Here is a 21,331-nt window from a genome sequence, read left to right as displayed (position 1 = left end):
CGTGTCGGCCGATCGGGGGCTCCGTGGCGGCCCGCCGTCCGGTCACGCCCCGGCAAGCGCGCGGTCACGATTCGGCCGACTGCCGCCGAGGTCGGCAGTCGTCCTTGTGCGGGCCGGGCCGGATGATTTTGACTAGCACTGCTAGTTAAAAGTCGACGAGGGAGCGCCCGTGAGACCACCCGCCCCGGCTCCGCCCGCCGCCGCACCGACTGGCCCCGCCCCGAAGCCCCGGCTGCGCGGCCTGCCCGAAGAACCGCCAGCCCGGCGGCCCGTCCGGTCCCGGGCCGACACCGCCTCCGAACAGCTGCTCCGCCGCACCGCCGGCCACCTGCTGCAGGACGTCGACGGACTCGCCCGCGAGCTCGTCGCGCAGATCAGCGCCCGGGAGCCCGCCTACCCCGCCACCATCGGCCCCGAGGAGCTGCGGCTGGAGGTGCGCACCTCGCTGGAGAGCTCGGTGCGCACCCTGCTCGACCCGCCCGGCACCTGGGAGGCCGCCCGGCTCTGCTCCTGGCAGATCGGCGCCCGCCGCGCCCAGCGCGAACTCCCGCTGGACGCCCTGCTGCACGCCTTCCGGCTCGGCGGGGCCCTGGTCTGGCGACGGCTGGTCGAGACGGCCACCCGCCGCGAGCCCGACCACGCCCACCTGCTGCTGCACAGCGCCGCCGGCATCTGGAGCTTCGTCGACGAGCACTCCGACCTGATCACCCAGGCCTACCGGCTGGTCGAGAGCCAGACCGCCCGCGAGCACCGCGAACGCGCCCGCGCCATGGTGCAGGCTCTGCTCGACGGCACCACCCGGATCACCGACCTGCCCACCGTCGCCGCCGCGCTGGACCTCCCCGAGCGCGGCCGGTACGCGGTCGCCGCCCTCGCCGGACCGGTCGGGCCGCCCCGGCACCCCGCCGAGGCCGCCCCGGCGCAGGCCGGACCGCCGCCCGGCGTCCGGATCGTCCGGCACCGCGGCACCGACGGCGAGCACGCCCTCGTCCTGCTCGGCGACGCCGACCCGGCCGAGGTCGCCGCCTGCCTCGGCCACCACCGCGGCGCCCGGGTCGGCATCGGCACCGTCGTCGAGGAGCTCGCCGAGATCGGCGCCGCCCGGCGCTCCGCCGACATCGCGCTGCGCACCTGCACCGCCGACGGCGACGTCGCCCTGCTGCACGAGCGGCTGTCCACCGCCCTGGTCGTCTCCCTCCCCGACTTCGGTACCGCGCTGGTCGACCGGGCGCTCGGCGCCGTCCTGGAGCTCGACGTCCAGGACCGCGAGTCGATGCTCAGCACGCTCGACGTCTGGCTGGACAGCGCCGGCTCCGCCCAGCGGGCCGGCACCCGGCTGTTCTGCCACCGCAACACCGTACTCAACCGGCTGCGCCGGTACGAGCAGTTGAGCGGCCGCAGCCTCAACCACCCGCGCCACCTGGTCGAGTTGTCGCTCGCCCTGGACGCGTACCGGCTGCTGCCGTCCTGACACCGCGGCGCCGTCGCCGGGTCCGTCCTGAAGCCCCGGCGGCGGACCTGCCGTGCACTCTCCCCGCTCCCGGACCGCCCGCGCCGCCCCCGGCCGCCGGTACTGGTCGAGCTCACAACGCGGCCCGCCGGGCGCTGTGCAGCCGCAACGCGTGCCCGTCCCGCCATGGACCGCCGCTCCGCCGCCGTGGTGTCCTGCCGCTCACCCAGAACCGGGCGGACGCCCCCGCCGCCCGGGCTTCCCACCCTCCCGAGCGGCTGCTGCCCCGTGTGCGCGGCCCGGCGCTCGGACGCAAGGAGCACCATGAGCCCACCCGAGCGGTCGAGCACGCTGACCGTCGAGAATCTGCACGTCGCCTACGGGCGCGCCGTCCGGGCGCTGCGCGGGGTCTCGCTGGACCTCCCGGCCGGGCGGATCACCGCCGTCCTCGGCGCCAACGGGGCCGGCAAGAGCACCTTGCTGCGGGCCGTCTCCGGCACCCTCGGCCTGCACCGGGGCGCGGTCACCGCCGGGACGGTGGCGGTCGACGGCCGTCCGCTGGCGGAGGACGCGGCCCTGGCCGTGCGCGCGGGCGTCGTCCAGGTCCCCGAGGGCAGACGGGTGTTCGCCGACCTCACGGTCGAGGAGAACCTGCGGGCCGGCGAGCTCGGCCGCGGCCGCCGCGGCGCCGCGACCCGGCGGGAGGCCCGCGAGCGGGTCTTCGCCCTGCTGCCGGTGCTGGCCGAGCGCCGCCGCCAGCGGGCCGGCCTGATGTCCGGCGGCGAGCAGCAGATGCTGGCGATCGGACGGGCGCTGATGGCCGATCCGCGCGTCCTGCTGCTGGACGAGCCCTCGCTCGGCCTGGCCCCGCGGATGGTGCGGCGGATCGGCGCGATCGTGCAGGAGATCAACCGGCAGGGCACCTCCGTCCTGCTGGTCGAGCAGAACACCGCGATGGCCCTCGCCGTCGCGCACCGGGCGCTGGTGCTGGAGAACGGGCTCGTCCGGCTGGAGGGCACCGCCGCGGAGCTCGCCGCCGGCGACGAGGTCCGCCGGCTCTACCTCGGCGCCGCCGAGGAGGACGGCCAGGCCACCGCCGCCCGTCCGCCCGTCCGCGAACTGCGCAGGTGGACGGCATGACCGCCCCCGCCGCCCGGCTGGAGGTCCGCGGCATCACCGTCCGGTTCGCCGGCCTCACCGCACTCGACGACGTCTCGTTCACCGTCGAACCGGGCACCGTGCACGCCCTGATCGGCCCGAACGGCGCCGGCAAGTCCACCTGCTTCAACGTGCTCTCCGGCGTGTATCGGGCCGCCTCCGGCAGCGTCGCCTACGGCGGGCGGGAGATCACCGGCATGCCGCCGCACGCCGTCACCGGGCTCGGCATCGCCCGGACCTTCCAGAACATCGTGCTCACCGCGGGCACCGTCGCCGACAACCTGATGCTCGGCCGGCACCGGCTCACCCGGGCCGGATTCGCCGCCACCGCCCTGCGCCTGCCGAGCGCCGTCCGCGAGCAGCGGCGGCACCGCGCACGGGCCGCCGAGATCGCCGGGTTCCTCGGCCTGGAGGCCCACTTCGACCAGCCGGTCGGCGCGCTGCCCTACGGCGTGCGCAAGCGGGTCGAGCTGGCCCGGGCGCTCTGCGCCGAACCCGGACTGCTGCTGCTCGACGAGCCGGTGGCCGGAATGAACCCCGCCGAACGCCTGGAGACGGCCGACACGATCGCCGCGATCCGCGCCGCCCTCGGCATCTCCGTCCTGCTGGTCGAGCACGACATGGGGATGGTCATGCGGCTCGCCGACACCGTCACCGTCCTCGACTTCGGCCGCCGGATCGCCGACGGCACCCCGGAGGCCGTCCAGCAGGACCCGGCGGTGCTCCGCGCCTACCTCGGACAGGAGGAAGCAGCATGACCCGGCTCGCCGAAACCCTGCTCGACGGGATCGCCCTCGGCTCCGTCTACGCCCTGGTCGCGCTGGGCTTCACCGTGGTCTTCAAGGCCTCCGGGGTGATGAACTTCGCGCACGGCTCCGTCCTGCTGCTCGGCGGCTGGGTGGTCGCCGCCACGCACGGCGCGGTCGGCTTCCCGTTCGCCGTGCTGCTCGGCGCGGCCGCCTCCGCGGCCGCCTCCGGCCTGCTCCACCTGCTCACCGCCCGCGGGGTGCGCGGGGCGGGCGCGCACGTCGCCACCATCCTCACCATCGGGGCCGACCTGGTGCTGCTGACCGCGCTGGCCCGGGCGATCGGCGCCGACTACCTGGCCACCGGCGACCCGTGGGGCCCGGCCGTGGTCCGGATCGGCGGGGTGCACGCCGCCGAGGCCCGGCTGGCCGGGATCGCCGTCTCCGTCGCCCTGATCGGGGCGGTCTTCGCCGCCTTCCGCTGGACCCGCTGGGGGCTGGCGATGCGGGCCGCCTCCGCCGACGAGGAGGCCGCCGCGCTGATGGGGGTGCGGCTCGGCCGGATGCGGCTGACCGCCTGGTGCGCGGCCGGTGCGCTGGCCGCCGTCGCCGCGGTCTTCCTGGCCGCCTTCCCCGCGCCGGGCCTGGACCGCTCGACCGGTCAACTCGCGCTCGCCGCCTTCCCCGCGGCGATCCTCGGCGGCCTGGACTCGGCCGCCGGAGCCCTGGCCGGCAGCCTCGCCATCGGCCTGGCCGGCGCCCTCGCCGCCGGTTACCAGGACGCGCTCGGCGCGTTCGGCGAGGGCCTGCCCGGCATCGCCCCGTACCTGGTGATGGTCGCCGTCCTGCTGGTGCGGCCCTCGGGGCTGCTCGGATCGAAGGAGGCCGTCCGTGTCTGAGCTGATCACCGGGCGCCGCGCCGCGGCCGCCGCAGGCGTCCTCGTGCTGCTCGCCCTGCCCTTCTACGCGGACGGGTTCTGGCTGCAGAGCGGGCTGTTCGCGATGGCCGCGGTGCTCGGCGCGATCGGCCTCGGCCTGCTCACCGGCACCGCAGGGCAGCTCTCGCTCGGCCACTCCTTCTTCCTCGCCGTCGGCGCGTACGGCTACGTCTGGTTCTCCGGCGGGGCGTCCGGCAGCGGTCCGTCCAAGCTCACCGGGCTCGGCCTGCCGCCGCTGCTCGCCCTCGTCCTCGCGATCGCGCTGGCCGGCGCCGCGGGCGCGGCGTTCAGTCCGATCGCCGGCCGACTGCGCGGCATGTACCTGGGCGTGGCCACCCTCGCCCTGGTCTTCCTCGGCCAGCACGTGATGCTCAACTCCCGCAGTGTGACCGGCGGTTTCAACGGCCGGCCGGTCGAGCCGATGGCGCTGTTCGGCTTCTCGTTCAGCGACGCCTCGCCGCGCGGCCTGGCCGTGCTCGGTGTGCCCTTCGGCGGCCTCGAACGGCTCTGGTACCTCGGGCTGGCCCTGGTCGCGCTCGGCCTGTTCACCGCCCGCAACCTGCAACAGGGCCGCCCCGGACGGGCGTTGGCCGCACTGCGGGACAGCGGCACCGCCGCCGCCGTGATGGGCGTGCCGGTCGCCCGGTACCGCTGCGCCGCGTTCACCGTCTCCTGCCTGTACGCCGGGGCCGGCGGGGCGCTGACCGCGCTGGCCTTCAAACGGGTGGTGCCCGACCACTTCGGGCTCGCCCTGTCGATCGACTTCCTCGCGATGATCGTGATCGGCGGGCTCGGCTCGGTCGGCGGCGCGGCCGCCGCGGCCGTCCTCGTCTCGCTGCTCCCGCAGGTCCTCACCGTGTACGCCGACCGGCTGCCGCTGATCGCCCCCGCGGGCTCGGACGCCTTCGGCGCCACCCCCGGCGAGGCCGCCCGCTACCTGTACGGCGCGGCCGTCGTCCTGATCCTCACCCTCGCCCCGGACGGACTGGCGGGCCTCGCCCGCCGGTACCGGCCGCGGCGCGCGCCGGCCGCCGCAGCCGCGGCGCCGGCGCCCGTCCCCGTCCCCGTCCCCGTGACCGTCTCCCGCACCGCCACCCGTCCCTCGCCCGGCAAGGAGCCGACCCCGTGACCGATCGCAGAACGCTCAGATCCGCAGCCGCCCTCGCCGTCCTCGTGCTCGCCGCGACCGGCTGCAGCACCAAGGCCGACACCTCCTCCGACCGGGTCGGCGAGGACGGCGTGAAGATGGGCCCCGGCGTCACCGGGACGACCATCACCCTCGGCGCCCTCACCGACCTCAGCGGCGTCTACGCCTCGCTCGGCAAGAGCATCGTCAACGCCCAGCAGCTGTGGGTGGAACAGACCAACAAGGTCGGCGGCATCTGCGGCCGCAAGGTCGAGATCAAGGTCAAGGACCACGGCTACGACGTGCAGAAGGGCGTCGCCGCCTTCGCCGAGATCGAGCCCGACTCGGCGATGCTCACCCAGGTCATCGGATCGCCGGTGGTCGCCGCGCTCAAGCAGGAGATCGCCGGCAAGAAGATCCTCACCCTGCCGCTCGGCTGGTCCTCCACCCTGCTCGGCCAGAACTACATCCAGGTGGTCGGCCCCACCTACGACATCGACATGATCAACGCGGTGGACTTCCTGACCCGCAAGGCCGGACTCGCCGCGGGGGACAGGATCGGCCACGTCTACTTCGAGGGCGAGTACGGCGAGAACGCCCTGGCCGGCGCCGAGTACGCGGCGAAGCAGCACGGCTACGGCATCGTCGGACAGAAGATCAAGGCCACCGACACCGACCTCGGCGCCCAGGTCACCGCCCTCAAGCAGGCCGGGGTGAAGGCGATCCTGGTCAGCGCCGGGCCCAAGCAGTCCGCCTCGCTGGTCGGCCTGGCCGGCGCCCAGGGACTCACCGTGCCGGTGGTCGGTTCCGCCCCCGGCTTCGCCCCGCAGCTGCTGGACAGCGCCGCCGCCCCCGCCCTGGAGAAGATGTTCTACCTGGTCAGCGGCTACCCGGCGCCCAGCGCCGACACCCCGCGGATGCGCCAGCTGGTGCAGGACTACCAGGCGAAGTACCCGGGCGCGCCGGTGGACAGCGGCGTGGTCAGCGGCTGGGTGGCCGCCCAGGTCGCCGCCGAGGCGCTCGGCAACGCCTGCACCGCCAAGGACCTCACCCGCGAGGGCATCGTGGCCGCCCACCGCAGCCAGAAGGCGCTCAACGTCCTGGACGTGCCGCTCGACTTCACCGACGCCGCCAAGCCCTCGGCGTACGGCTCGTTCATCCTCAAGCCCGCCAAGTCGGCCACCGGCGGCCTCGCCGTCGCCGAGGCCGCCCACGAGGTCGCGGCCACCCGCGGCTACCCGCTGCCCCGGGGCTGAGCCCACCCGGGCGGCCGGGCCGACCCGGCCCGGCCGCCCGTACTCCGCCGGCTCCCACGAAGGAGCCCCCGACGTGTCGTTCTTCCCCGCCCGGCGCCCGGCCGGCCGGGCCGGTCAGCCGGCCAGGGCGGCGCGGCGGGGAGCGTACGGGTCGGACCACGCCTGGGCGGGGCGGTGCCGGGCGCGTTCGCGGGCGTAGGCCCGCAGCAGCGGTTCGTAGCGGTACCGGCCGGGCTCGCGGGCGGTGAGCAGGCCGGCGTCGGTGAGCCGTTCCAGGACGCGTTCGGCGCGGGCCGGGGGTTCGCCGAGCAGGCGGGCGGCGGTGCTCAGGCCGACGGTGTCGGTCGGGGCGAGGGCCAGCAGGTGGAAGGCGCGGGCGGTCGGCGGGTCGAGGCTCTCGCAGCCCGCCGCGAAGGCCGCGCGGACGTCCAGGCTGCCGAGGCGGAGTTCGTCCAGGGCACGGCCCTCGTCGACGATCCGCTCCACCAGGTGCCCGACCGTCCAGGAGGGCCGGGCGGCGAGCCGGGCGCCGCAGATCCGCAGGGCGAGCGGCAGCCCGCCGCAGGCGGCGGCGAGCTGGCCGAGCGCCCGGGGTTCGGCGTCCGCCCGGGCCGGGCCGACCAGCCGGGCGAGGAACTGCCGGGCCTCGTCGGCGGGCAGCGGCCCGAGGTGCAGGGCGTGGCTGCCGCCGAGGTCGGGCAGCCGGGTACGGGCGGTGACCAGGGCGGAGTTGCCGGGCCCGGCGGGCATCAGCGGCCGGATGTGGGCGCTGTCGCGGGCGTCGTCCAGGACGACCAGTGTCCGTCGGCCGGCCAGCAGCGAGCGGAACAGTGCCGTCCGGGAGTCGGTGTCCGACGGAACGGCGGCGGCGGGCACGCCGAGGGCCAGCAGGAAGCTGCCGAGCACGGCGTGCGGGCCGGCCGACTGCCGGTGGCTGCCCCGCAGGTCGGCGTAGAGGATGCCGTCGGGGTAGGCGCCGCGGGCGGCGTGCGCGGCGTGCTGGACGAGGGCGCTCTTGCCCGCGCCGGGCTGGCCGCTGACGACCGCGATCAGCGGGGCGCGGCGGTCGTCGGCGGTGAGCAGCGCGGCGAGGTCGGCGGCCGGCTCCGTCCGGCCGGTGAAGTCGGTCAGGCCGGGCGGGAGTTGGAAGGGGGTGACGAGGACGGTACGGGTTCGGGCGGCCGGGCGGGCGGGTGCGGCGAGGGCGGGGTCGGCGCGCAGGATGCGGCCGTGCACGGTGCGGATCTCGCTGCCGGGGTCGACCCCCAACTCGTCGGCGAGCACCCGGCGGACCTCCCCGTAGACGGCGAGCGCCTCGGACTGGCGGCCGCTGCGGTAGAGGGCGGTCATCAACTGGGCCCAGAGGCGCTCGCGTTCGGGGTGGGCTGCGGTCAGCGTCCGCAGTTCGCCGAGGAGTTCGGTGTGCCGGCCGAGGGCGAGCGCCGCCTCGGTCCGGCCTTCGAGGACGTCGAGGCGGGCTTCGGCGAGCCGACCGGCCTCGGAGCGCCGCAGCGCCTCGGAGGGGACGTCGACGAGGGCGGGTCCGCGCCAGAGCGCGAGCGCCGCCTCGTAGTGGGCGGCGGCCTGCTCGGCGTCGCCGTTGCGGAGCCGGTCGTGGCCGAGGTCGCGCAGCCGGGTGAACCGGTCGGCGTCGAACTCCTCGGCGGCGACGGCCAGGAGGTAGCCGCCGGCCTCCGTGGTGAGCCGGGGCCCGGCCTCGCCGAGGGCCTTGCGCAGCCGCATCACGTAGTTGCGCAGGGTGGTGGCGGCGGTGCGCGGCGGCCACCCGTCCCACACGGTGTCGGCCAGGACGTCGGCCGGTACGACCTGCCCTCGCCGGACGAGCAGGGCCGCCAGCAACGCCCGCTGTTTGGCCGCGGCCACCGGGCGGTCGCCCTCCGCGTCCCGCACCAGCAGCGGCCCGAGTATTCCGAACTCCATCCCCACGCTCCCCCACACCTCGGCCTGGTGCGCCGGGCGGCGGGGCCCGTCCCCCGGTCCGCCGCCCGGCGTGACTCCGTTCTATGCCGGTGCGGGGTTGACCGGTGGATCTTGCGGTGACGACCAATCAACTCCGGGCAGCGCCGGTCTTCCGAGGTGGGCGCGGACGGCGGCGCGGCACGGCCGACCCGCTCCGGGGAGCGGGCGGGGGCGGCGACGGGGCGGATTCGGCCGGGCCGCCGCCGGCCGCCGCCGGCCGCCGTCCGGGCCGGTCAATCAATTCCGGTCAACGGCCGGTTCAGCCGCAGTGGCTCCAGCCGCTCGTCCAGGTGGTGCCGCGGTAGGAGCCGCCCCAGTCGACGCAGGTGCCCGCAGCGTCCAGCGTCACCGGGCCCGCGTAGTAGGTGAAGCTGCCGGGGTTGGCGGCACCGGCGCCGCCCTGCACCGTGAGGGTGGCGTCCATCGGGACGGCGCCGGAGGGACGGTCGGCCAGGGTGACCACGCAGTTGCGGCCGCTGGAGGCCTCGTACAGCAGGTAGGCGGTGGCGCCGCCGAACGCGTGCGAGTCGATCACGCCGAAGCCGGGGCCGCAGACCTGGGTGGGGGTGTACGGGTTGGCGGTGGAGGTCGTGACCGGGGTGATGTAGCCGTCGATGCGGTAGCCGTGGGCGGGGTCGACGGTGCCGGGCACGCTGCCGACCGCGCGCTCGGAGGCGGGGACGGTCAGCGACACCACGGAGGAGCTCTTGGCGAACGCGGGCTCGTCGACGGCGTTCGGGTCGCCGTTCCAGTCGCCGTTGGCGGTCACCACCGAGCCGTCCGCGCCGACCGAGGTGACGATGCCGACGTGGTGGACGACGGTGCCCGAGCCGGTGCCGGTGCCGTAGATCACGGCGTCGCCGGGCTGCGGCTGGTAGGTGGCCGCGGTGTGCAGGGTGCCGTTGTTCTGCCCGTAGGTGCGGAAGCTGACCGCGGAGGCGTCGAGTCCGGTGACGGCGAGGCCGGCGTTGCGCCACGCCCAGATCGCGAAGTCGGCGCACCAGTACTCGGGGACGCCGGCCCAGCCGACGCAGCTGTGCTCGAACTGGGAGCCGCCCAGGGCGTTGTGGGTCGGTGTGTCGGCACAGGTCCCGGCGGAGCGGCCGACGTTGGCGGCGGCGAGCTGGGCGGCGGTGGCCGCGGCGGCCGCGGCGGTGGCGGGAGCGGCCGGAACCGCCGCGGCGGACGGCGTCGCGGCGGCGTGCGGGGCCGGGGCGAAGGCGGTGAGGCCGAGGGCGAGGGCCGCGGCCGCGGCCGCGACCAGCGGGGCCGTCCGGCGCAGGGCGAACGTGGGTTTCACCGTTCTCCTCAGGACGAAGGGGCTGTGCGGGCGCTGCGGTGCGGCGACGGGCACGGATCCCGTCGCCGCACCGCAGTGGCCGCATCCTCCGCCGTCGGCGTAGCGCCCCGGTCGCGCGGCCGAACCCGGCCGCCCCGGACCTGCTGTGACGTCCCGTCACATGACGGGCGTCAGCCGTGCCCCTGGTCGGGGTAGCGGCAGGCGGCCTTGCGGGCGCGGGCCAGGTCGGCCTCCGGGAGTTCCGCCGCCGGCAGGGTGCCGGTGGGCGCGGGCCGGGCGATCAGCCGGGCGTCCGCGACGGCGGTCGGCCCGTCGCCGCCGAAGCAGGCCACCGCCACCACCGGCACGGCCGAGCCACCGCCGCCGGCTACGCCGCCCTCGGCCGGTGCGGTGGGCCGCCAGGTCACCTTGAAGCCGGTGGCGGCCTCGGAGGTGAAGCCGATCTGCTGCCACTGGGGCATGGCGCTGCCCGATCGGGGCAGGTAGGCCGCGTAGCCGACGATCGCCACGTGGTCGCCGGTGGCACGGAGTTCGAGCGCGCCGGGCGCACCGGCGGGTGCGGCCGCGGCGAGCGCGATCGAGGAGGCCGGGGCCACGCCGTCCGGGCAGTCGGCGGGGCGCAGCCCGGCGGGCGGGTTGCCGTGGACGACGGCGGAGGAGACGTAGCCGCCCGTGGCGAGCCGGAACCACCGGACGTCGGGCGAACCCGAGGTGGTGTCGAGCACGACGTCGCCGAGGCAGAAACCGGTGAGGGCGAGGCGGCAACCGCTCGGGAGCTGGGCGACGACGTCCGCGCTGAGGCTGGCGCCGGCCCGCACCCGGGTGGTGGGGTTGTACGTCTCGCCGGCGAAGAGGGCGGGGGTGGCGCCGTCCGCGGCCGGGCAGCCGACCGCGGAGGCGGCCATCGCGGAGGCCGAGGCCATCGGAGCCGCCCCGGCGGAGGGGTGGTTCGCCGCGGAGGAGGTGGACCGCACCACCACCAGGACGAGGACGACGGTGAGGGCGAGCACGGCGGCCGTGCCCGCGGTCGTCCAACCGACCGGCCATCGGCGTGCCGGAGCGGATTCGGCGAGGTCGGCGGGTGCAGTGGTGTCGGGGGCGGACGGGGCCTCGTCCTCGGACGCCCCGTCCGCCGTGCCGTCGGCCTGTCCGGCGGACTCCGCGGCGGGCTTCCCGGCGGACGGTGCGGCCGGTGCGGCCGGTGTTGCCGATGCCGCGGCTGCGGGTTCGGCGGCGGTGGCGAGGGTGGTGGCCGACGGTTCGGGCTCGGCGGGGGCCGGCGGCGCACCGGTGTCGGACGCCAGTCGCTTGTCGACCTCCTGCCAGCGCCTGGTCCACGCGGCCACGTCGCCGCCGCAGGCGCCCACGTAGGCCTGGGTGACCTCCAGGCTGGGGAACCGGACACCGCCGGCGGCATCGCTCAGAGTGGTTGCGCCGAAGCCGGCCCGGTCGGCCAGAACCCGGTAAGTGGGGTTCCCCGCCTGCTCCCTGACGATCCGGAGGTCGTAGGCGAAGGCCTGTACCGGGCCGTCGGCCGGATCGACGGGGCGCGGTTTGCGGGCCACAGGGTCTCCTCAGCTGACGGGTCGACAGTTCGCTCGGGAAACTCACGGGATCTGCCCCGTGTTCCTTCACTGTGTGCACGGATGGTGTGAATTCGATCACTCATGCACACGCCATATTCATGACATGAACATAACCGGTCGTCGCGCCCGTCCCGCGGCCGCGCTACCGCCGCGCTACGCCGCGGATACGCGCAGTGGCGAGACTCCGGCGGGGGCCGCGCCCGACGCCGCATCGGGCGCGGCCCCCGCCGCACCGACTCACCACCGGGGATGCCCTTGTCCTACGACACCGCCCCCACCGGGCCCGACGACCGCGGCGACGCGGACGCGGCCGTGGTGGACCTGCTGGTCCGCACCTACCCTCCGGAACTCGTGGACGCGGCGATCGCGGCCTGCGGCCGCACCGAGCGCAGACGCCGCCTCCTGCCGGCCCGCCGGATGGTCTACTTCGTCCTCGCGATGGCCGCCTTCTCGCCCGCGCCCTACCTGGACGTGATGCGCCGTCTGGAGTCCGGCCTGCGCCGCGCAGGGCTCAGCCAGCCCGGCCCGTCGGCCGGCAAGGCCGCCATCTTCCAGGCGCGCGAACGCCTGGGCAGCGGCCCGCTGGAGGTCCTGTTCCGGGACTCCGCGCTCCCCGGCACCGAAGCCGGCACCGGCGAAGCGCCCGCTCCACGGCAGTGGTCCGCGCCGCCGCACCACTGCGCGCCGCACTGGCGGGGCCGCACCCTGCACCTGCTCGCCGAGCGGCGCACCGCCGCCTCCCGGCACACCTCCCCCACCCCGCGGCTCACGGTCACCGGACTGCTGGACGGCGGCACCGGCGAGGTCGTCGACGCCGTCTGGGACGCGTCCGGCGCACCCGCGACCCTGCTCCGCTCCGTCGGGCCGGACACCCTGCTGGTCGTCCAGGGACCGGCCCCGGACCACGCGCTGGCCGCTGCGGCGGCGGCCCGCGGCACCGGCGTCGCCTGGCGGCTGCCGACCGCCCGGCTGCCGCTGCAGCCCGAACGGCGGCTGGAGGACGGCTCGTTCCTCGTCCGGCCGCGCGGCGTACCGCTGCGGGTCATCGGGGCCGGCCTGGTGACCACCCTGCTCGACCCGTCCCTGGCCCCGGCCGGCGAACTCCTGGCCGCCACCGACGCGGTGCCCGACGGCCGCCTGCTCGGCGCGGCCCTGCTCGCCGCCGGACCGGACGCCGCACCGCTCACCAGCCGCACCGCCGAGGGCGTCGACCAGGAGCTGTACGGCCGGCTGCTCGTGCACAACGCCCGGCGCCGCGCCGCGGACCTGGCCGCCTTCGCCTGCGGCCCGTGCCCGGGGGCCCGGTGAACCGTTCTTAAGCAAACGACATTGCCCGCCGCGAAATCGCGCGGCTAGCGTTCCGTCCGGCCGGCCTCGCCGCCGCCGCGCCCGCGAACCCGGCGCGGCGGGCACCGCCCCCGCCGAGAGCCACGTCGGCCCGTTCCACACGCGAACCACGTGGCGGTCGGGCGCACCTCCGCACCTGCGACCGCCGTCCGCCGGGCACCGACCGGGCACGCCTCGTGCACACCCGACGAGCACACCCCGCCGGAGTCCGGTCGCGCCACCGCCGGGCGGCCCCGGCCCGCCCCGCCGCGCGACCATCCGCACCCGCCCCGAGGAGCCCCAGGCCATGCCCGGACCGTCCCGCCTCCTGACCGCCCTGGCGGCCGCCCTGGGAGCGGCGGCGGTCCTCGCCTCGGCCACCAGCTGCTCGGGCTCCGCCGGCGCGGCCCCGGCGGCCCACGCCCCGGCGCCCACAGCCACCGTGACGGACGGCCTCGACCTGCGCCTGCCGCTCGCCGACCACCTGCTCACCCCGCAGGCGCGGCGCGACCTCGACCGCGCCGCGCGGAAGCTGGTCGACCAGTGCATGCGCCGCTTCGGCTTCGCCCTCGCCGACGATCCGGTCCTGGCGGACAGCGGCCCCGCCACGCCGGCCCGGATGCGGTACGGCGTGACCAGCGCGCAGCAGGCGAGGACCACCGGGTACCACGCCGCCCCGGCCGACCCCGGCCGACCGGCCACGCCCGCGGCCACGCCCGGGCCCCGGAACACCGACCCGGGGTACCTGCTCGTGCTGCGCGGCAACGGCACGGCCGGCACCGACGGCGGCACCCCCGCGCCCCACGGCTCCCGCACGGTCCCGCCGGGCGGCTGCACGGGCGAGATGACGAAGGAGCTCTCCGGACGGGCGGCCTTCCTCGGCGATCCCCCGCTGGTGCGCGAGATCGACGCGAAGGGCTTCACCGAGTCGCAGCGGACGCCTGCCGTGCAGGAGGCGTTCCGCGGCTGGTCCGCGTGCATGCTCGCCAGCGGCTTCCACTACGGCACGCCGCTGGACGCCGCCGCCGACCCGGCCTTCGCGGGGGAGAACCCGGGCCGCGACGAGCGGCGGACGGCCGAGGCGGACGTCGCCTGCAAGCAGCGGAGCAACGTGGTCGGCATCTGGTTCGCCGCCGAGGTGGACCGGCAGCACGCCCTGATGGCCGGGCACGAGGACGAGTTGCGCACCGTCGGGATCCAGCTGCAGGAACAGGCGGCCCGGGTCGACGACACCCTCAATACCGCGGGCTGAGCCCGCACGGACCCCGGCGGGGCCGGTCGGCAGCGGCTCTGCCGGCCGGCCCCGCCGGCACCGACTGCCGCGGGCCGCAGGTTGGTTCGGGTACAGTGCGGAGCCATGGAGACATGGGGGGCGGCACTGTACGGGGACCCGTGCGCGGCCTGCGGCTTCGCCTGGTCGGCGACGCCCGCGGACTGCCTCGCGGTGGTGGGCGAACTGCCGCGGCGGTTCCGGGAGTTGCTGGACGGCCGGACGGGCCGCGAACGCCACCCGCAGCTGGAGTGGACACCGGCCGCCTACGTCAGCCACGTCACCGACAACCTGCGGATCTGGGCCGAGCGGCTCGCCGGCGCCCGCCTGGCCGGCGCCGCCGACGTCGGCGGCTACGACCCCGACCTGGTCGCCCGGGGCCGCCGCTACCTGGAGATCGCCCCGGCCGCCGCCCTCTGGTCGCTCGACCGCGCGGTGCAGGCCTGGACGGAGTCGGTGACCGCCGCCGTCGCGGCGGGCACCGTCCTGCGGCACGCCACCCGTGGCCCCCAACCCGCCGGGACCATCGCCCGCAACAACGCCCACGACGGCCACCACCACGTCCACGACGTCCGCCGCATCCTGCAGCACGTCGACACCCGGTGAACCCGGGCCCGTCCGCGGAGCGCCCGGACGTGGAGGCGCTCGGACCCGACCGGTTCGGCAGCGCCCCGCCGGCAAGGATGCCGCGCATCCCGTACCCGGGCAGCGGAGCGACCGCCGGACGGCACCGGAGCCGAGCCTGAGCGGCCGTCACACCTGCTTGGGGGACCAGTGCGGGTCGCGGCCGGAGGCGGCGAGGGCGCGGTGGAACAGCGGGGCGTCGGCGGGGAGCGGGACGGGGTCGGCGAAGCCGCCGAACTGCCGGTAGAGCTCGGCGTTCTCCTCGACCACGGTGAGGACCAGCTCGGCCAGGTCATCGGGCACCTCGACCTCGGTGCCGGTGGCGCGGGCGACGTCCCAACCGTGCAGCACCATCTCCTTGATCAGCATCTTGGCGATCGTCTCGGCCGGGACGGGCGTGCCGCCGAGGTCCACCTCGCCCTCCCAGACGGCCGGGTCGGCCCACGCTCCGACGGCCCGGTCCAGCTGCGCGGCGTAGGCCGCGGCCCAGGCGGCGTCGGTGGTGAAGTCGCGGGCGACCAGGTCCTCCGGCAGCGGGGTCCGCAGGGCGCGGTGCTCCAGGCCGTGCGAGGTGTACAGCACCCAGTGGTTGACCAGGGCCCGGGTGTCGAAGTCCGTGCAGGGGGTGGGGCCGTCCAGGTGCTCGGGGCAGACGCCGCGGGCGATGCGGGCGGCCTCGGCGGCGGCGCCGGACATCCGGGGGTGCAGGGGGTGACCGTTCATGTGGCCGATCCTCCGCCGGCGCCCCGGCCGCGGTCTTGAAGAAACGCGACGGTCCGGCCGCGCCGCGCCCACTACCCTGGCCGGCATGAGTGCACCGGACCTGGGACGCGGGGTGCTCCACCCCGGCAGGGCGGCGGCCGTGATCGAACTGGACCGGCGCGAGCCCGCCCCCGGGGCGGACCGCTTCGCCGAGTTCTACTGGCTGGTGCGCTGGGACTGCCGCGACCGGCCGCCGTACGAGCAGAAGGTGCTCGCCCACCCCCATGTGCACCTGGTCTTCGAGGAGCCCCGGGCGAGGGTCTACGGGGTGGACCGCTCGCTGTTCGTCCGCCGGCTGGAGGGGCGGGGGCACGCGCTCGGGGTGAAGTTCCGGCCCGGCGGCTTCCGCCCGTTCACCGACCGTCCGGTCTCCGCCCTCGCCGACCGGTCCGTGCCCGCCGCCGAGTTCTTCGGCCCGGAGGCCGACCGGCTGAACGAGGAGATCACGGGCGGCCCCGCCGACCCGGAGCGGCTCCGCGCCCTCGCCGACGCCTTCCTGCTCGCCCGCCTGCCCGAACCCGACCCGACGGCCGACCGGGTCGCCGCCGTGGTCGAGCGGATCACCTCCGCCCCCGAACTGCACCGGGTCGACGACCTCGCGGCGGAGTTCGGCCTCGGAGTCCGGCAGTTGCAGCGGCTGTTCGCCGAGTACGTCGGCGCCTCGCCGAAGTGGGTGCTGCGGCGGGCCCGCCTGCACGAGGCGGCCCGGCACGCCGACAGCGGAGCGGACGTCGACTGGGCGGCCCTCGCCGCGGACCTCGGCTACGCCGACCAGGCCCACCTCACCCGCGACTTCACCGCCGCGGTCGGCACCCCGCCCGCCCGGTACGCGCACGGCTCCCGCTGACCCTTCCAGGGCCCCGACCTGCGACCGTGCACCGCGGTGTCACGCCGTGCTACCGTCCGGCTACGGATCAAAAGTTGACCCCGGCGGTGCGCCAACACCCCGGGGCCCGACACGGGAGCCACAACTCCACATGCACGTCCACTTTATCGCGCCCGACCGGTATGTCCGGGCATCCCACGAGATCGTCCGGCACCCGCGTCTGCGGGCCACCGCCAAGTCCCTGCTGCTGTGGGCGCTCTCCCTGCCGCCCGGCAGCCGGGAGACCGTCCTGACGATCGGTCACCGGATGGCCGAGGGGCGCATGGCGGTCTCCCGCGCCCGCAACCAGCTGATCGACGAGGGCTACCTGCACGTCCGCCGCCGCCAGCACCCCACCAAGGGCACCTGGACGACGGACGTCATGGTCACCTCCGTCCCGCTCCGCACCACCGAGGAGATCACCGCCGCCTGGGAGGGCGCCGCAGCGAACGACCGCACCGCGGCAGCCGCAGACACCCCGGCGTCTCCTGCGCGTCGAATCCCGGCACTCGGCCGGTCGAAGGGTCGGCGGGTCGGCACTTCACCCGATTCCAAGACTGCGGAGAACACTCCACCACCCGGCGGGGCCTGCGGGCCGGAGGCCCGTCTGCTCCTCGAACTCGCCCGGCACGACCCGCGGTTGCGCCTGAGCACGGCCGAGGCCGCCGCCCTCGCCCCGCTGGCGGCCGACTGGCTCGCCCGGGACGCCCGACCCCACCGTCTCCTGCACACCCTGCTGGCCGGCCTGCCCGACCCCGTCCTCGCCCCGCAGGCCCTGCTCCGCAGCCGTCTGCAGCGCACCATGCCCGCGGCCCCGCCCACGGCGGCGCCGGCACCCCGGGGGCTGCCGCCGGACCTCCCGCCCGCCCGGGTCGACGCGGCCGCCGCGGAACGCAACCGGATCGGCGCCGGCCACGCCCGCGAACTGCTCCGCGGGGCCCGGATCCCCCGCCCGGCACCGGCGCTGTAGTCGGGCCGCCTGACGGAACCTCAGCGCACCCAGGCGGTGAGCGGCTCGGTGTCGAGCACGATGCCCACCGGTTCCGGGATCGCCACCTCGCGCCCGAAGGGCACGGTGAGGGTGCGCTCGTACCGGACGCCGTCGGGGTCGCTGTGGACGGTGACCTCGCAGCTGTCCCGGTCGATCAGCAGGTACACCGGGATGCCGGTCTCCGCGTAGGCCCGCGGCTTCTCCACCCGGTCGCGCCGGTCGGTGTCCGAGTCGTACGAGGTGACCTCCACCACCATCAGCACCTGCTCGGCGTCGGCCCACTCGCCCTGGCCGACGAACGCGTCGGCGGGTGCGAGGGTGCCGTCGGGGCGTGCGTGACCGGCCCGGTAGGACTGCACCTTCAGCCCTTGGTCGTGCAGCCAGAGGTCCGGCCGCGCCTGGATGCAGATCCGCATCAGCCACTGGACGATGCGGCCGTGGTCGCCGTCGGGCACCGGTTTGACCCCGAGCTTTCCGTTGATGAACTCGAGCCGCAGCCCCTCGGCCGTCCTGGCCGCCAGGCGGGCGACTTCTTCGAACTCCTCGGGCAGCATGTGAGGTCGGTCGGAGAGCGCGGTCATGAGCTGTCCTCCTTCGCCTCGGACATCCGGCCCGGCGTGCGGCAACGAGCGCCTTCCCGTCCGACAATAGCGGCCGAGGCCGGCCCGGGGGCGGCACCTCGGCGGTGGTGTCCGCTCACACCCGGGGGCCGACGCGGCGGACGAGGACGGCGCCGAGGGGGGTGGCGGCGAGGACGGGCCACAAGAGGTGGGGGCCGGCGGCGAGGAGGGCGGTCAGGGCGGCGGGGGCGGCGGCGCGGCCGAGGCCGCTGGAGAACTCCCAGCGGGCGAGGGCCCGGCCGAGGCGGGCGGGCGGTGCGGCGGCGACCTGCTGGAGGCCGTGCTGCGCTGAGCCCGGCCGGGGTCGTACACCGATCGGTTTCCTCGCGGCGGCGCGGGCGGTAGCCTCGGCGGCATGGACACCCAGGCGAAGCCCTCCCCGCGCGACCGACTGCTCGACGCCGCGACCGAGCTCTTCTACCGGGAGGGCGTGAGCACCGGGATCGACGCGCTGTGCAAGGCGGCGGGGGTGTCCAAGCGGTCCATGTACCAGCTGTTCGACAGCAAGGACGAGGTGATGGCGGCCGCCCTGGAGCGGCGCGCGCCCGGGTACGCGGCGCTGCTGCTGCCCGCGGCGGACGACCCGCGCCCGCCCCGGGCCCGGGTGCTGCACGTCTTCGAGCGGCTGGAGGAGCTCTCCCGGGCGGAGGACTACCGCGGCTGCCCGTTCCTGGCGGCGCAGGTCGAGTTGAAGGACGGGGCGCACCCGGCGAGCGTGGTCGCCGCCCGGGTCAAGCAGGCGCTGACCGACTTCTTCCGGACCGAGGCCGAGCGCGGCGGGGCCGCCGATCCCGCGCTGCTGGCCCGGCAGTTGACGCTGGTCTTCGACGGCGCGAGCGCCCGGGCCGGGGCGGCCGGGGAGTCGCTGGCAGGACTGGTGGTGCCGACGGCGACCGCCCTGCTGGACGCGGCCGGGCTGCGCTGAGCCCCGGCCGCAGCCGGCCTGCGAAGACCGTTCCACCGGAAGGTACTCGCGGGTAACATGCCCTGCACGGTCTGGCACCCGAGGGAGTCGAACATGCACGGCACGGACGGAACCCCGGTCGGAACGGGCTTCTTCGACTCGGTCGACGAGGTCGCGGCCCGGCTCGCCGAGGTCGGCTACCTCGCCTCGACCGCCGTCGCCACCACCGTGTTCCTCGCCGACCGGCTCGGCAAACCGCTGCTCGTCGAGGGCCCGGCGGGCACCGGCAAGACCGAGCTCGCCAAGGCCGTCGCCCGGCTCGGCGCCGCCCGGCTCGTCCGGCTGCAGTGCTACGAGGGCATCGACGAGGCCCGCGCGCTCTACGAGTGGAACCACGCCAAACAGCTGCTGCGGATCACCGCCGGCCGCGACGAGAGCTGGGACGAGGCCCGCACCGACGTCTTCGGCGAGGAGTTCCTGCTCAGCAGGCCGCTGCTCACCGCGATCCGCGGCGAGGAGCCCACGGTGCTGCTCATCGACGAGACCGACAAGGCCGACGTCGAGGTGGAGGGACTGCTGCTGGAGGTGCTCAGCGACTTCCAGATCACCGTGCCCGAACTCGGCACCATCCGGGCGGCCCGCCGCCCCTTCGTCGTGCTCACCTCCAACGCCAGCCGGGAACTCTCCGAAGCCCTCCGCCGCCGCTGCCTCTTCCTCCACCTGGACTTCCCCGACGCCGAGCTGGAGCAGCGGATCGTCCGCCTCAAGGTGCCCGGCCTGGACGCGGTGCTCGCCGAGTCGCTCGTCACGGTGGTCACCGCCCTGCGCGGCATGGAACTGCGCAAGGCACCCTCCGTCGCCGAGACCATCGACTGGGCGCGGACCCTGCTCGCCCTCGGCGCGGGGACGCTCGACGGCGCCGTCCTCCGCGACACCCTCGGCGTGGTCCTCAAGCACCAGGACGACCTGCTCAAGGCCGCCGCGAAGCTGGCACCCGCGTGACCGGCCCGCAGGTCCCGGCCACCCCCGCGGACCCGCCCGACCTCGCGGCCCGGCTCACCGGCCTCGTCCAGGCGCTGCGCGGCCACGGCCTGCGGATCGGCCCCGGCGAGACCGCCGACGCGGCGGCCGCCCTGGCCGTGCTCGGGCTCGCCGACCGGGAGCAGGTCCGGGAGGGCCTGGCCGCGGTCCTGCTGCGCGCCGGCGGCCAACGGGCCGTGTTCGACGCGGTGTTCGACCTCTTCTTCCCGCTCGGCGTCGGCACCCCGCACGGCGCCGGGCAGCCGCCGGACCCGCCCGTGGACCGGCCCGCCGCCGTCGCCGAGCTGCGCGACCGGCTCGCGGAGGCGCTGGCCGCGGGCGACCGGACGGCGGGCGCCCGGATCGCCGGCGAGGCGGTCGAGGCGCTCGGCCGCTACGGCACCTCGCCCGGCACGGACGGCTGGTCCGCGTACCAGACCCTCGGCCTCCTCCAGCCGGAGACCCTGCTCGCCCGGGTGCTCGCCGCGCTGCGTGCCGGGCCGGCCGGCCCGGACGACGGAGGGCTCGGTGACCGGCTCGCCGAGGACGAAGTCCGGCGGCGCATCCGGGAGTTCCGCGCCCAGGTCGGCACCGAGGCGCGCCGCCGGGTCGCCGAACTGCGCGGCACCGAGCGGATCGCCGCACGCGCCGTCGCCCCCGCCCCGGACCGGGTCGACTTCCTCGCCGCCGGGCCCGAACAGCTCGCCGAACTGCGGCGCACCGTCCAGCCGCTGGCCCGCAAACTGGCCACCCGGCTGGCCGCGCGCCGCCGCCGGGCCGCGCACGGCCGGATCGACCTGCGGCGCACCCTGCGGCGCTCGCTCTCCACCGGCGGGGTGCCGATGCGCCCCGCGTACCGGCGGCGCCGCCCGGCCCGCCCGGAGATCGTGCTGCTCTGCGACGTCTCCGGCTCGGTCGCGGGCTTCGCGCAGTTCACCATGCTGCTGGTACGGGCGATGCGCGACCAGTTCGCCCGGGTCCGGGTGTTCGCCTTCGTCAACCGCACCGACGAGGTGACCCGGCTGGTCGCCGCCGACACCGACCCGGCCGAACTCGGCCGCCGCATCCTCACCGAGGCGGCGGTGGCGGGCTGGCACGGCAGCAGCGACTACGGCGCGGCCCTCGGCGAGTTCGCCGAACGCCACCTCGACGCGGTCGGCCCGCGCACCGCCGTCCTCGTCCTCGGCGACGCCCGCACCAACGGCTGGGACCCGAACCTGCCCGCCCTGCAACGCATCGCCGACCGCGCCCGCCGGGTCATCTGGCTCAACCCCGAACAGCCCGCCCTCTGGGGCACCGGCGACTCCGCCGCCCCCGCCTACGCCTCCGCGGTCGAGATGCACCCCTGCCGCAACGCCCGCCGCCTCACCGACCTCGTCGCCCGCCTGCTCCCGGTCTGACGCCCCGCA

At 76.4% G+C, this 21,331-nt stretch carries 20 protein-coding genes; 15 read left to right on the top strand and 5 right to left on the bottom strand.

What is annotated here, in order from left to right; all coding sequences use genetic code 11:
* The first annotated feature begins 169 nt into the window (after positions 1 to 169).
* From AB0O09_RS22530 to AB0O09_RS22505, 6 genes are all read left to right on the top strand, one after another.
* Complete coding sequence (locus AB0O09_RS22530) at positions 170 to 1,471, top strand: helix-turn-helix domain-containing protein (RefSeq protein ID WP_363543783.1); 1,302 nt, start codon at positions 170 to 172, stop codon at positions 1,469 to 1,471.
* A gap of 303 nt (positions 1,472 to 1,774) precedes the next feature.
* Positions 1,775 to 2,590: an ABC transporter ATP-binding protein gene (locus AB0O09_RS22525; RefSeq protein ID WP_363543782.1), complete on the top strand. Its 816-nt coding sequence runs from the start codon at positions 1,775 to 1,777 to the stop codon at positions 2,588 to 2,590.
* Positions 2,587 to 3,366 carry an ABC transporter ATP-binding protein gene (locus tag AB0O09_RS22520; RefSeq protein ID WP_363543780.1) on the top strand — a complete coding sequence of 260 codons (780 nt, stop codon included), beginning with the start codon at positions 2,587 to 2,589 and terminating at the stop codon, positions 3,364 to 3,366. Before AB0O09_RS22525 ends, AB0O09_RS22520 begins: the two co-directional genes overlap by 4 nt.
* Entirely contained in the window at positions 3,363 to 4,253 is an 891-nt protein-coding gene (locus AB0O09_RS22515) for a branched-chain amino acid ABC transporter permease (RefSeq protein WP_363543779.1), read from the top strand. The genes AB0O09_RS22520 and AB0O09_RS22515 overlap by 4 nt, the downstream gene beginning before the upstream one ends.
* A gap of 1 nt (position 4,254) precedes the next feature.
* Positions 4,255 to 5,421 (top strand): branched-chain amino acid ABC transporter permease, encoded by a 1,167-nt coding sequence (locus AB0O09_RS22510; RefSeq protein WP_363543793.1) that lies wholly within the window; start codon positions 4,255 to 4,257, stop codon positions 5,419 to 5,421.
* Positions 5,418 to 6,674 (top strand): ABC transporter substrate-binding protein, encoded by a 1,257-nt coding sequence (locus tag AB0O09_RS22505; RefSeq protein ID WP_363543778.1) that lies wholly within the window; start codon positions 5,418 to 5,420, stop codon positions 6,672 to 6,674. The genes AB0O09_RS22510 and AB0O09_RS22505 overlap by 4 nt, the downstream gene beginning before the upstream one ends.
* A gap of 114 nt (positions 6,675 to 6,788) precedes the next feature.
* Here the strand turns inward: AB0O09_RS22505 and AB0O09_RS22500 are convergent, their stop codons facing one another.
* The 3 genes from AB0O09_RS22500 to AB0O09_RS22490 all read right to left on the bottom strand — a co-directional run bounded on the left by AB0O09_RS22500 (position 6,789) and on the right by AB0O09_RS22490 (position 11,519).
* Positions 6,789 to 8,615 (bottom strand): BTAD domain-containing putative transcriptional regulator, encoded by a 1,827-nt coding sequence (locus AB0O09_RS22500; protein WP_363543776.1) that lies wholly within the window; start codon positions 8,613 to 8,615, stop codon positions 6,789 to 6,791.
* A 298-nt stretch (positions 8,616 to 8,913) separates the two neighbouring features.
* The gene (locus tag AB0O09_RS22495; RefSeq protein ID WP_363543774.1) at positions 8,914 to 9,954 is read right to left on the bottom strand and encodes a CHAP domain-containing protein; all 1,041 of its coding nucleotides are present in this window, start codon (positions 9,952 to 9,954) and stop codon (positions 8,914 to 8,916) included.
* 170 nt (positions 9,955 to 10,124) lie between these two features.
* Positions 10,125 to 11,519, bottom strand: a complete 1,395-nt coding sequence (locus tag AB0O09_RS22490) for a hypothetical protein (RefSeq protein ID WP_363543772.1) — start codon at positions 11,517 to 11,519, stop codon at positions 10,125 to 10,127.
* A gap of 276 nt (positions 11,520 to 11,795) precedes the next feature.
* On the opposite strand from AB0O09_RS22490, the gene AB0O09_RS22485 reads away from it, so the two are divergent.
* The 3 genes from AB0O09_RS22485 to AB0O09_RS22475 all read left to right on the top strand — a co-directional run bounded on the left by AB0O09_RS22485 (position 11,796) and on the right by AB0O09_RS22475 (position 14,742).
* On the top strand, positions 11,796 to 12,848 hold the full coding sequence (locus AB0O09_RS22485; RefSeq protein WP_363543771.1) for a transposase domain-containing protein: 1,053 nt from the start codon (positions 11,796 to 11,798) through the stop codon (positions 12,846 to 12,848).
* Between the two features lie 325 nt (positions 12,849 to 13,173).
* Positions 13,174 to 14,118, top strand: a complete 945-nt coding sequence (locus AB0O09_RS22480) for a hypothetical protein (protein WP_363543770.1) — start codon at positions 13,174 to 13,176, stop codon at positions 14,116 to 14,118.
* A 105-nt stretch (positions 14,119 to 14,223) separates the two neighbouring features.
* Positions 14,224 to 14,742 carry a DinB family protein gene (locus AB0O09_RS22475; RefSeq protein WP_363543769.1) on the top strand — a complete coding sequence of 173 codons (519 nt, stop codon included), beginning with the start codon at positions 14,224 to 14,226 and terminating at the stop codon, positions 14,740 to 14,742.
* A gap of 147 nt (positions 14,743 to 14,889) precedes the next feature.
* Here the strand turns inward: AB0O09_RS22475 and AB0O09_RS22470 are convergent, their stop codons facing one another.
* Positions 14,890 to 15,483, bottom strand: a complete 594-nt coding sequence (locus AB0O09_RS22470) for a TIGR03086 family metal-binding protein (protein ID WP_363543768.1) — start codon at positions 15,481 to 15,483, stop codon at positions 14,890 to 14,892.
* An 85-nt stretch (positions 15,484 to 15,568) separates the two neighbouring features.
* On the opposite strand from AB0O09_RS22470, the gene AB0O09_RS22465 reads away from it, so the two are divergent.
* Together AB0O09_RS22465 and AB0O09_RS22460 are read left to right on the top strand one after the other, a co-directional pair.
* Positions 15,569 to 16,369 (top strand): AraC family transcriptional regulator, encoded by an 801-nt coding sequence (locus AB0O09_RS22465; RefSeq protein ID WP_363543766.1) that lies wholly within the window; start codon positions 15,569 to 15,571, stop codon positions 16,367 to 16,369.
* Between the two features lie 130 nt (positions 16,370 to 16,499).
* Positions 16,500 to 17,357, top strand: coding sequence for a hypothetical protein (locus tag AB0O09_RS22460; protein WP_363543764.1), 858 nt, complete (start codon positions 16,500 to 16,502; stop codon positions 17,355 to 17,357).
* 20 nt (positions 17,358 to 17,377) lie between these two features.
* Here AB0O09_RS22460 and AB0O09_RS22455 read toward each other — a convergent pair whose 3' ends face one another.
* Positions 17,378 to 17,959 (bottom strand): Uma2 family endonuclease, encoded by a 582-nt coding sequence (locus tag AB0O09_RS22455; RefSeq protein WP_363543762.1) that lies wholly within the window; start codon positions 17,957 to 17,959, stop codon positions 17,378 to 17,380.
* A gap of 187 nt (positions 17,960 to 18,146) precedes the next feature.
* On the opposite strand from AB0O09_RS22455, the gene AB0O09_RS22450 reads away from it, so the two are divergent.
* From AB0O09_RS22450 to AB0O09_RS22435, 4 genes are all read left to right on the top strand, one after another.
* Entirely contained in the window at positions 18,147 to 18,290 is a 144-nt protein-coding gene (locus AB0O09_RS22450) for a hypothetical protein (RefSeq protein ID WP_363543760.1), read from the top strand.
* Between the two features lie 63 nt (positions 18,291 to 18,353).
* Positions 18,354 to 18,923, top strand: a complete 570-nt coding sequence (locus AB0O09_RS22445) for a TetR/AcrR family transcriptional regulator (RefSeq protein ID WP_363543759.1) — start codon at positions 18,354 to 18,356, stop codon at positions 18,921 to 18,923.
* 93 nt (positions 18,924 to 19,016) lie between these two features.
* Positions 19,017 to 19,904, top strand: coding sequence for a MoxR family ATPase (locus AB0O09_RS22440; protein ID WP_359980528.1), 888 nt, complete (start codon positions 19,017 to 19,019; stop codon positions 19,902 to 19,904).
* The gene (locus AB0O09_RS22435) at positions 19,901 to 21,322 is read left to right on the top strand and encodes a VWA domain-containing protein (RefSeq protein ID WP_363543757.1); all 1,422 of its coding nucleotides are present in this window, start codon (positions 19,901 to 19,903) and stop codon (positions 21,320 to 21,322) included. Before AB0O09_RS22440 ends, AB0O09_RS22435 begins: the two co-directional genes overlap by 4 nt.
* Positions 21,323 to 21,331: the final 9 nt, after the last annotated feature.

The organism is Kitasatospora sp. NPDC093679 (assembly GCF_040683455.1).
Classification (GTDB): Bacteria; Actinomycetota; Actinomycetes; order Streptomycetales; family Streptomycetaceae; genus Kitasatospora; species Kitasatospora arboriphila.
This window is presented reverse-complemented; position numbering and strand designations above follow the sequence as displayed.

What these genes read in the sequence shown, in the direction of transcription:
- AB0O09_RS22465 (WP_363543766.1), top strand. Translation starts at nt 15,569, where the DNA reads ATGAGTGCACCGGACCTGGGACGCGGGGTGCTCCACCCCGGCAGGGCG.
- AB0O09_RS22475 (WP_363543769.1), top strand. Translation starts at nt 14,224, where the DNA reads ATGGAGACATGGGGGGCGGCACTGTACGGGGACCCGTGCGCGGCCTGC.
- AB0O09_RS22445 (WP_363543759.1), top strand. Translation starts at nt 18,354, where the DNA reads ATGGACACCCAGGCGAAGCCCTCCCCGCGCGACCGACTGCTCGACGCC.
- AB0O09_RS22525 (WP_363543782.1), top strand. Translation starts at nt 1,775, where the DNA reads ATGAGCCCACCCGAGCGGTCGAGCACGCTGACCGTCGAGAATCTGCAC.
- AB0O09_RS22440 (WP_359980528.1), top strand. Translation starts at nt 19,017, where the DNA reads ATGCACGGCACGGACGGAACCCCGGTCGGAACGGGCTTCTTCGACTCG.
- AB0O09_RS22480 (WP_363543770.1), top strand. Translation starts at nt 13,174, where the DNA reads ATGCCCGGACCGTCCCGCCTCCTGACCGCCCTGGCGGCCGCCCTGGGA.
- AB0O09_RS22460 (WP_363543764.1), top strand. Translation starts at nt 16,500, where the DNA reads ATGCACGTCCACTTTATCGCGCCCGACCGGTATGTCCGGGCATCCCAC.
- AB0O09_RS22500 (WP_363543776.1), bottom strand. Translation starts at nt 8,615, where the DNA reads ATGGAGTTCGGAATACTCGGGCCGCTGCTGGTGCGGGACGCGGAGGGC.
- AB0O09_RS22515 (WP_363543779.1), top strand. Translation starts at nt 3,363, where the DNA reads ATGACCCGGCTCGCCGAAACCCTGCTCGACGGGATCGCCCTCGGCTCC.
- AB0O09_RS22470 (WP_363543768.1), bottom strand. Translation starts at nt 15,483, where the DNA reads ATGAACGGTCACCCCCTGCACCCCCGGATGTCCGGCGCCGCCGCCGAG.
- AB0O09_RS22520 (WP_363543780.1), top strand. Translation starts at nt 2,587, where the DNA reads ATGACCGCCCCCGCCGCCCGGCTGGAGGTCCGCGGCATCACCGTCCGG.
- AB0O09_RS22455 (WP_363543762.1), bottom strand. Translation starts at nt 17,959, where the DNA reads ATGACCGCGCTCTCCGACCGACCTCACATGCTGCCCGAGGAGTTCGAA.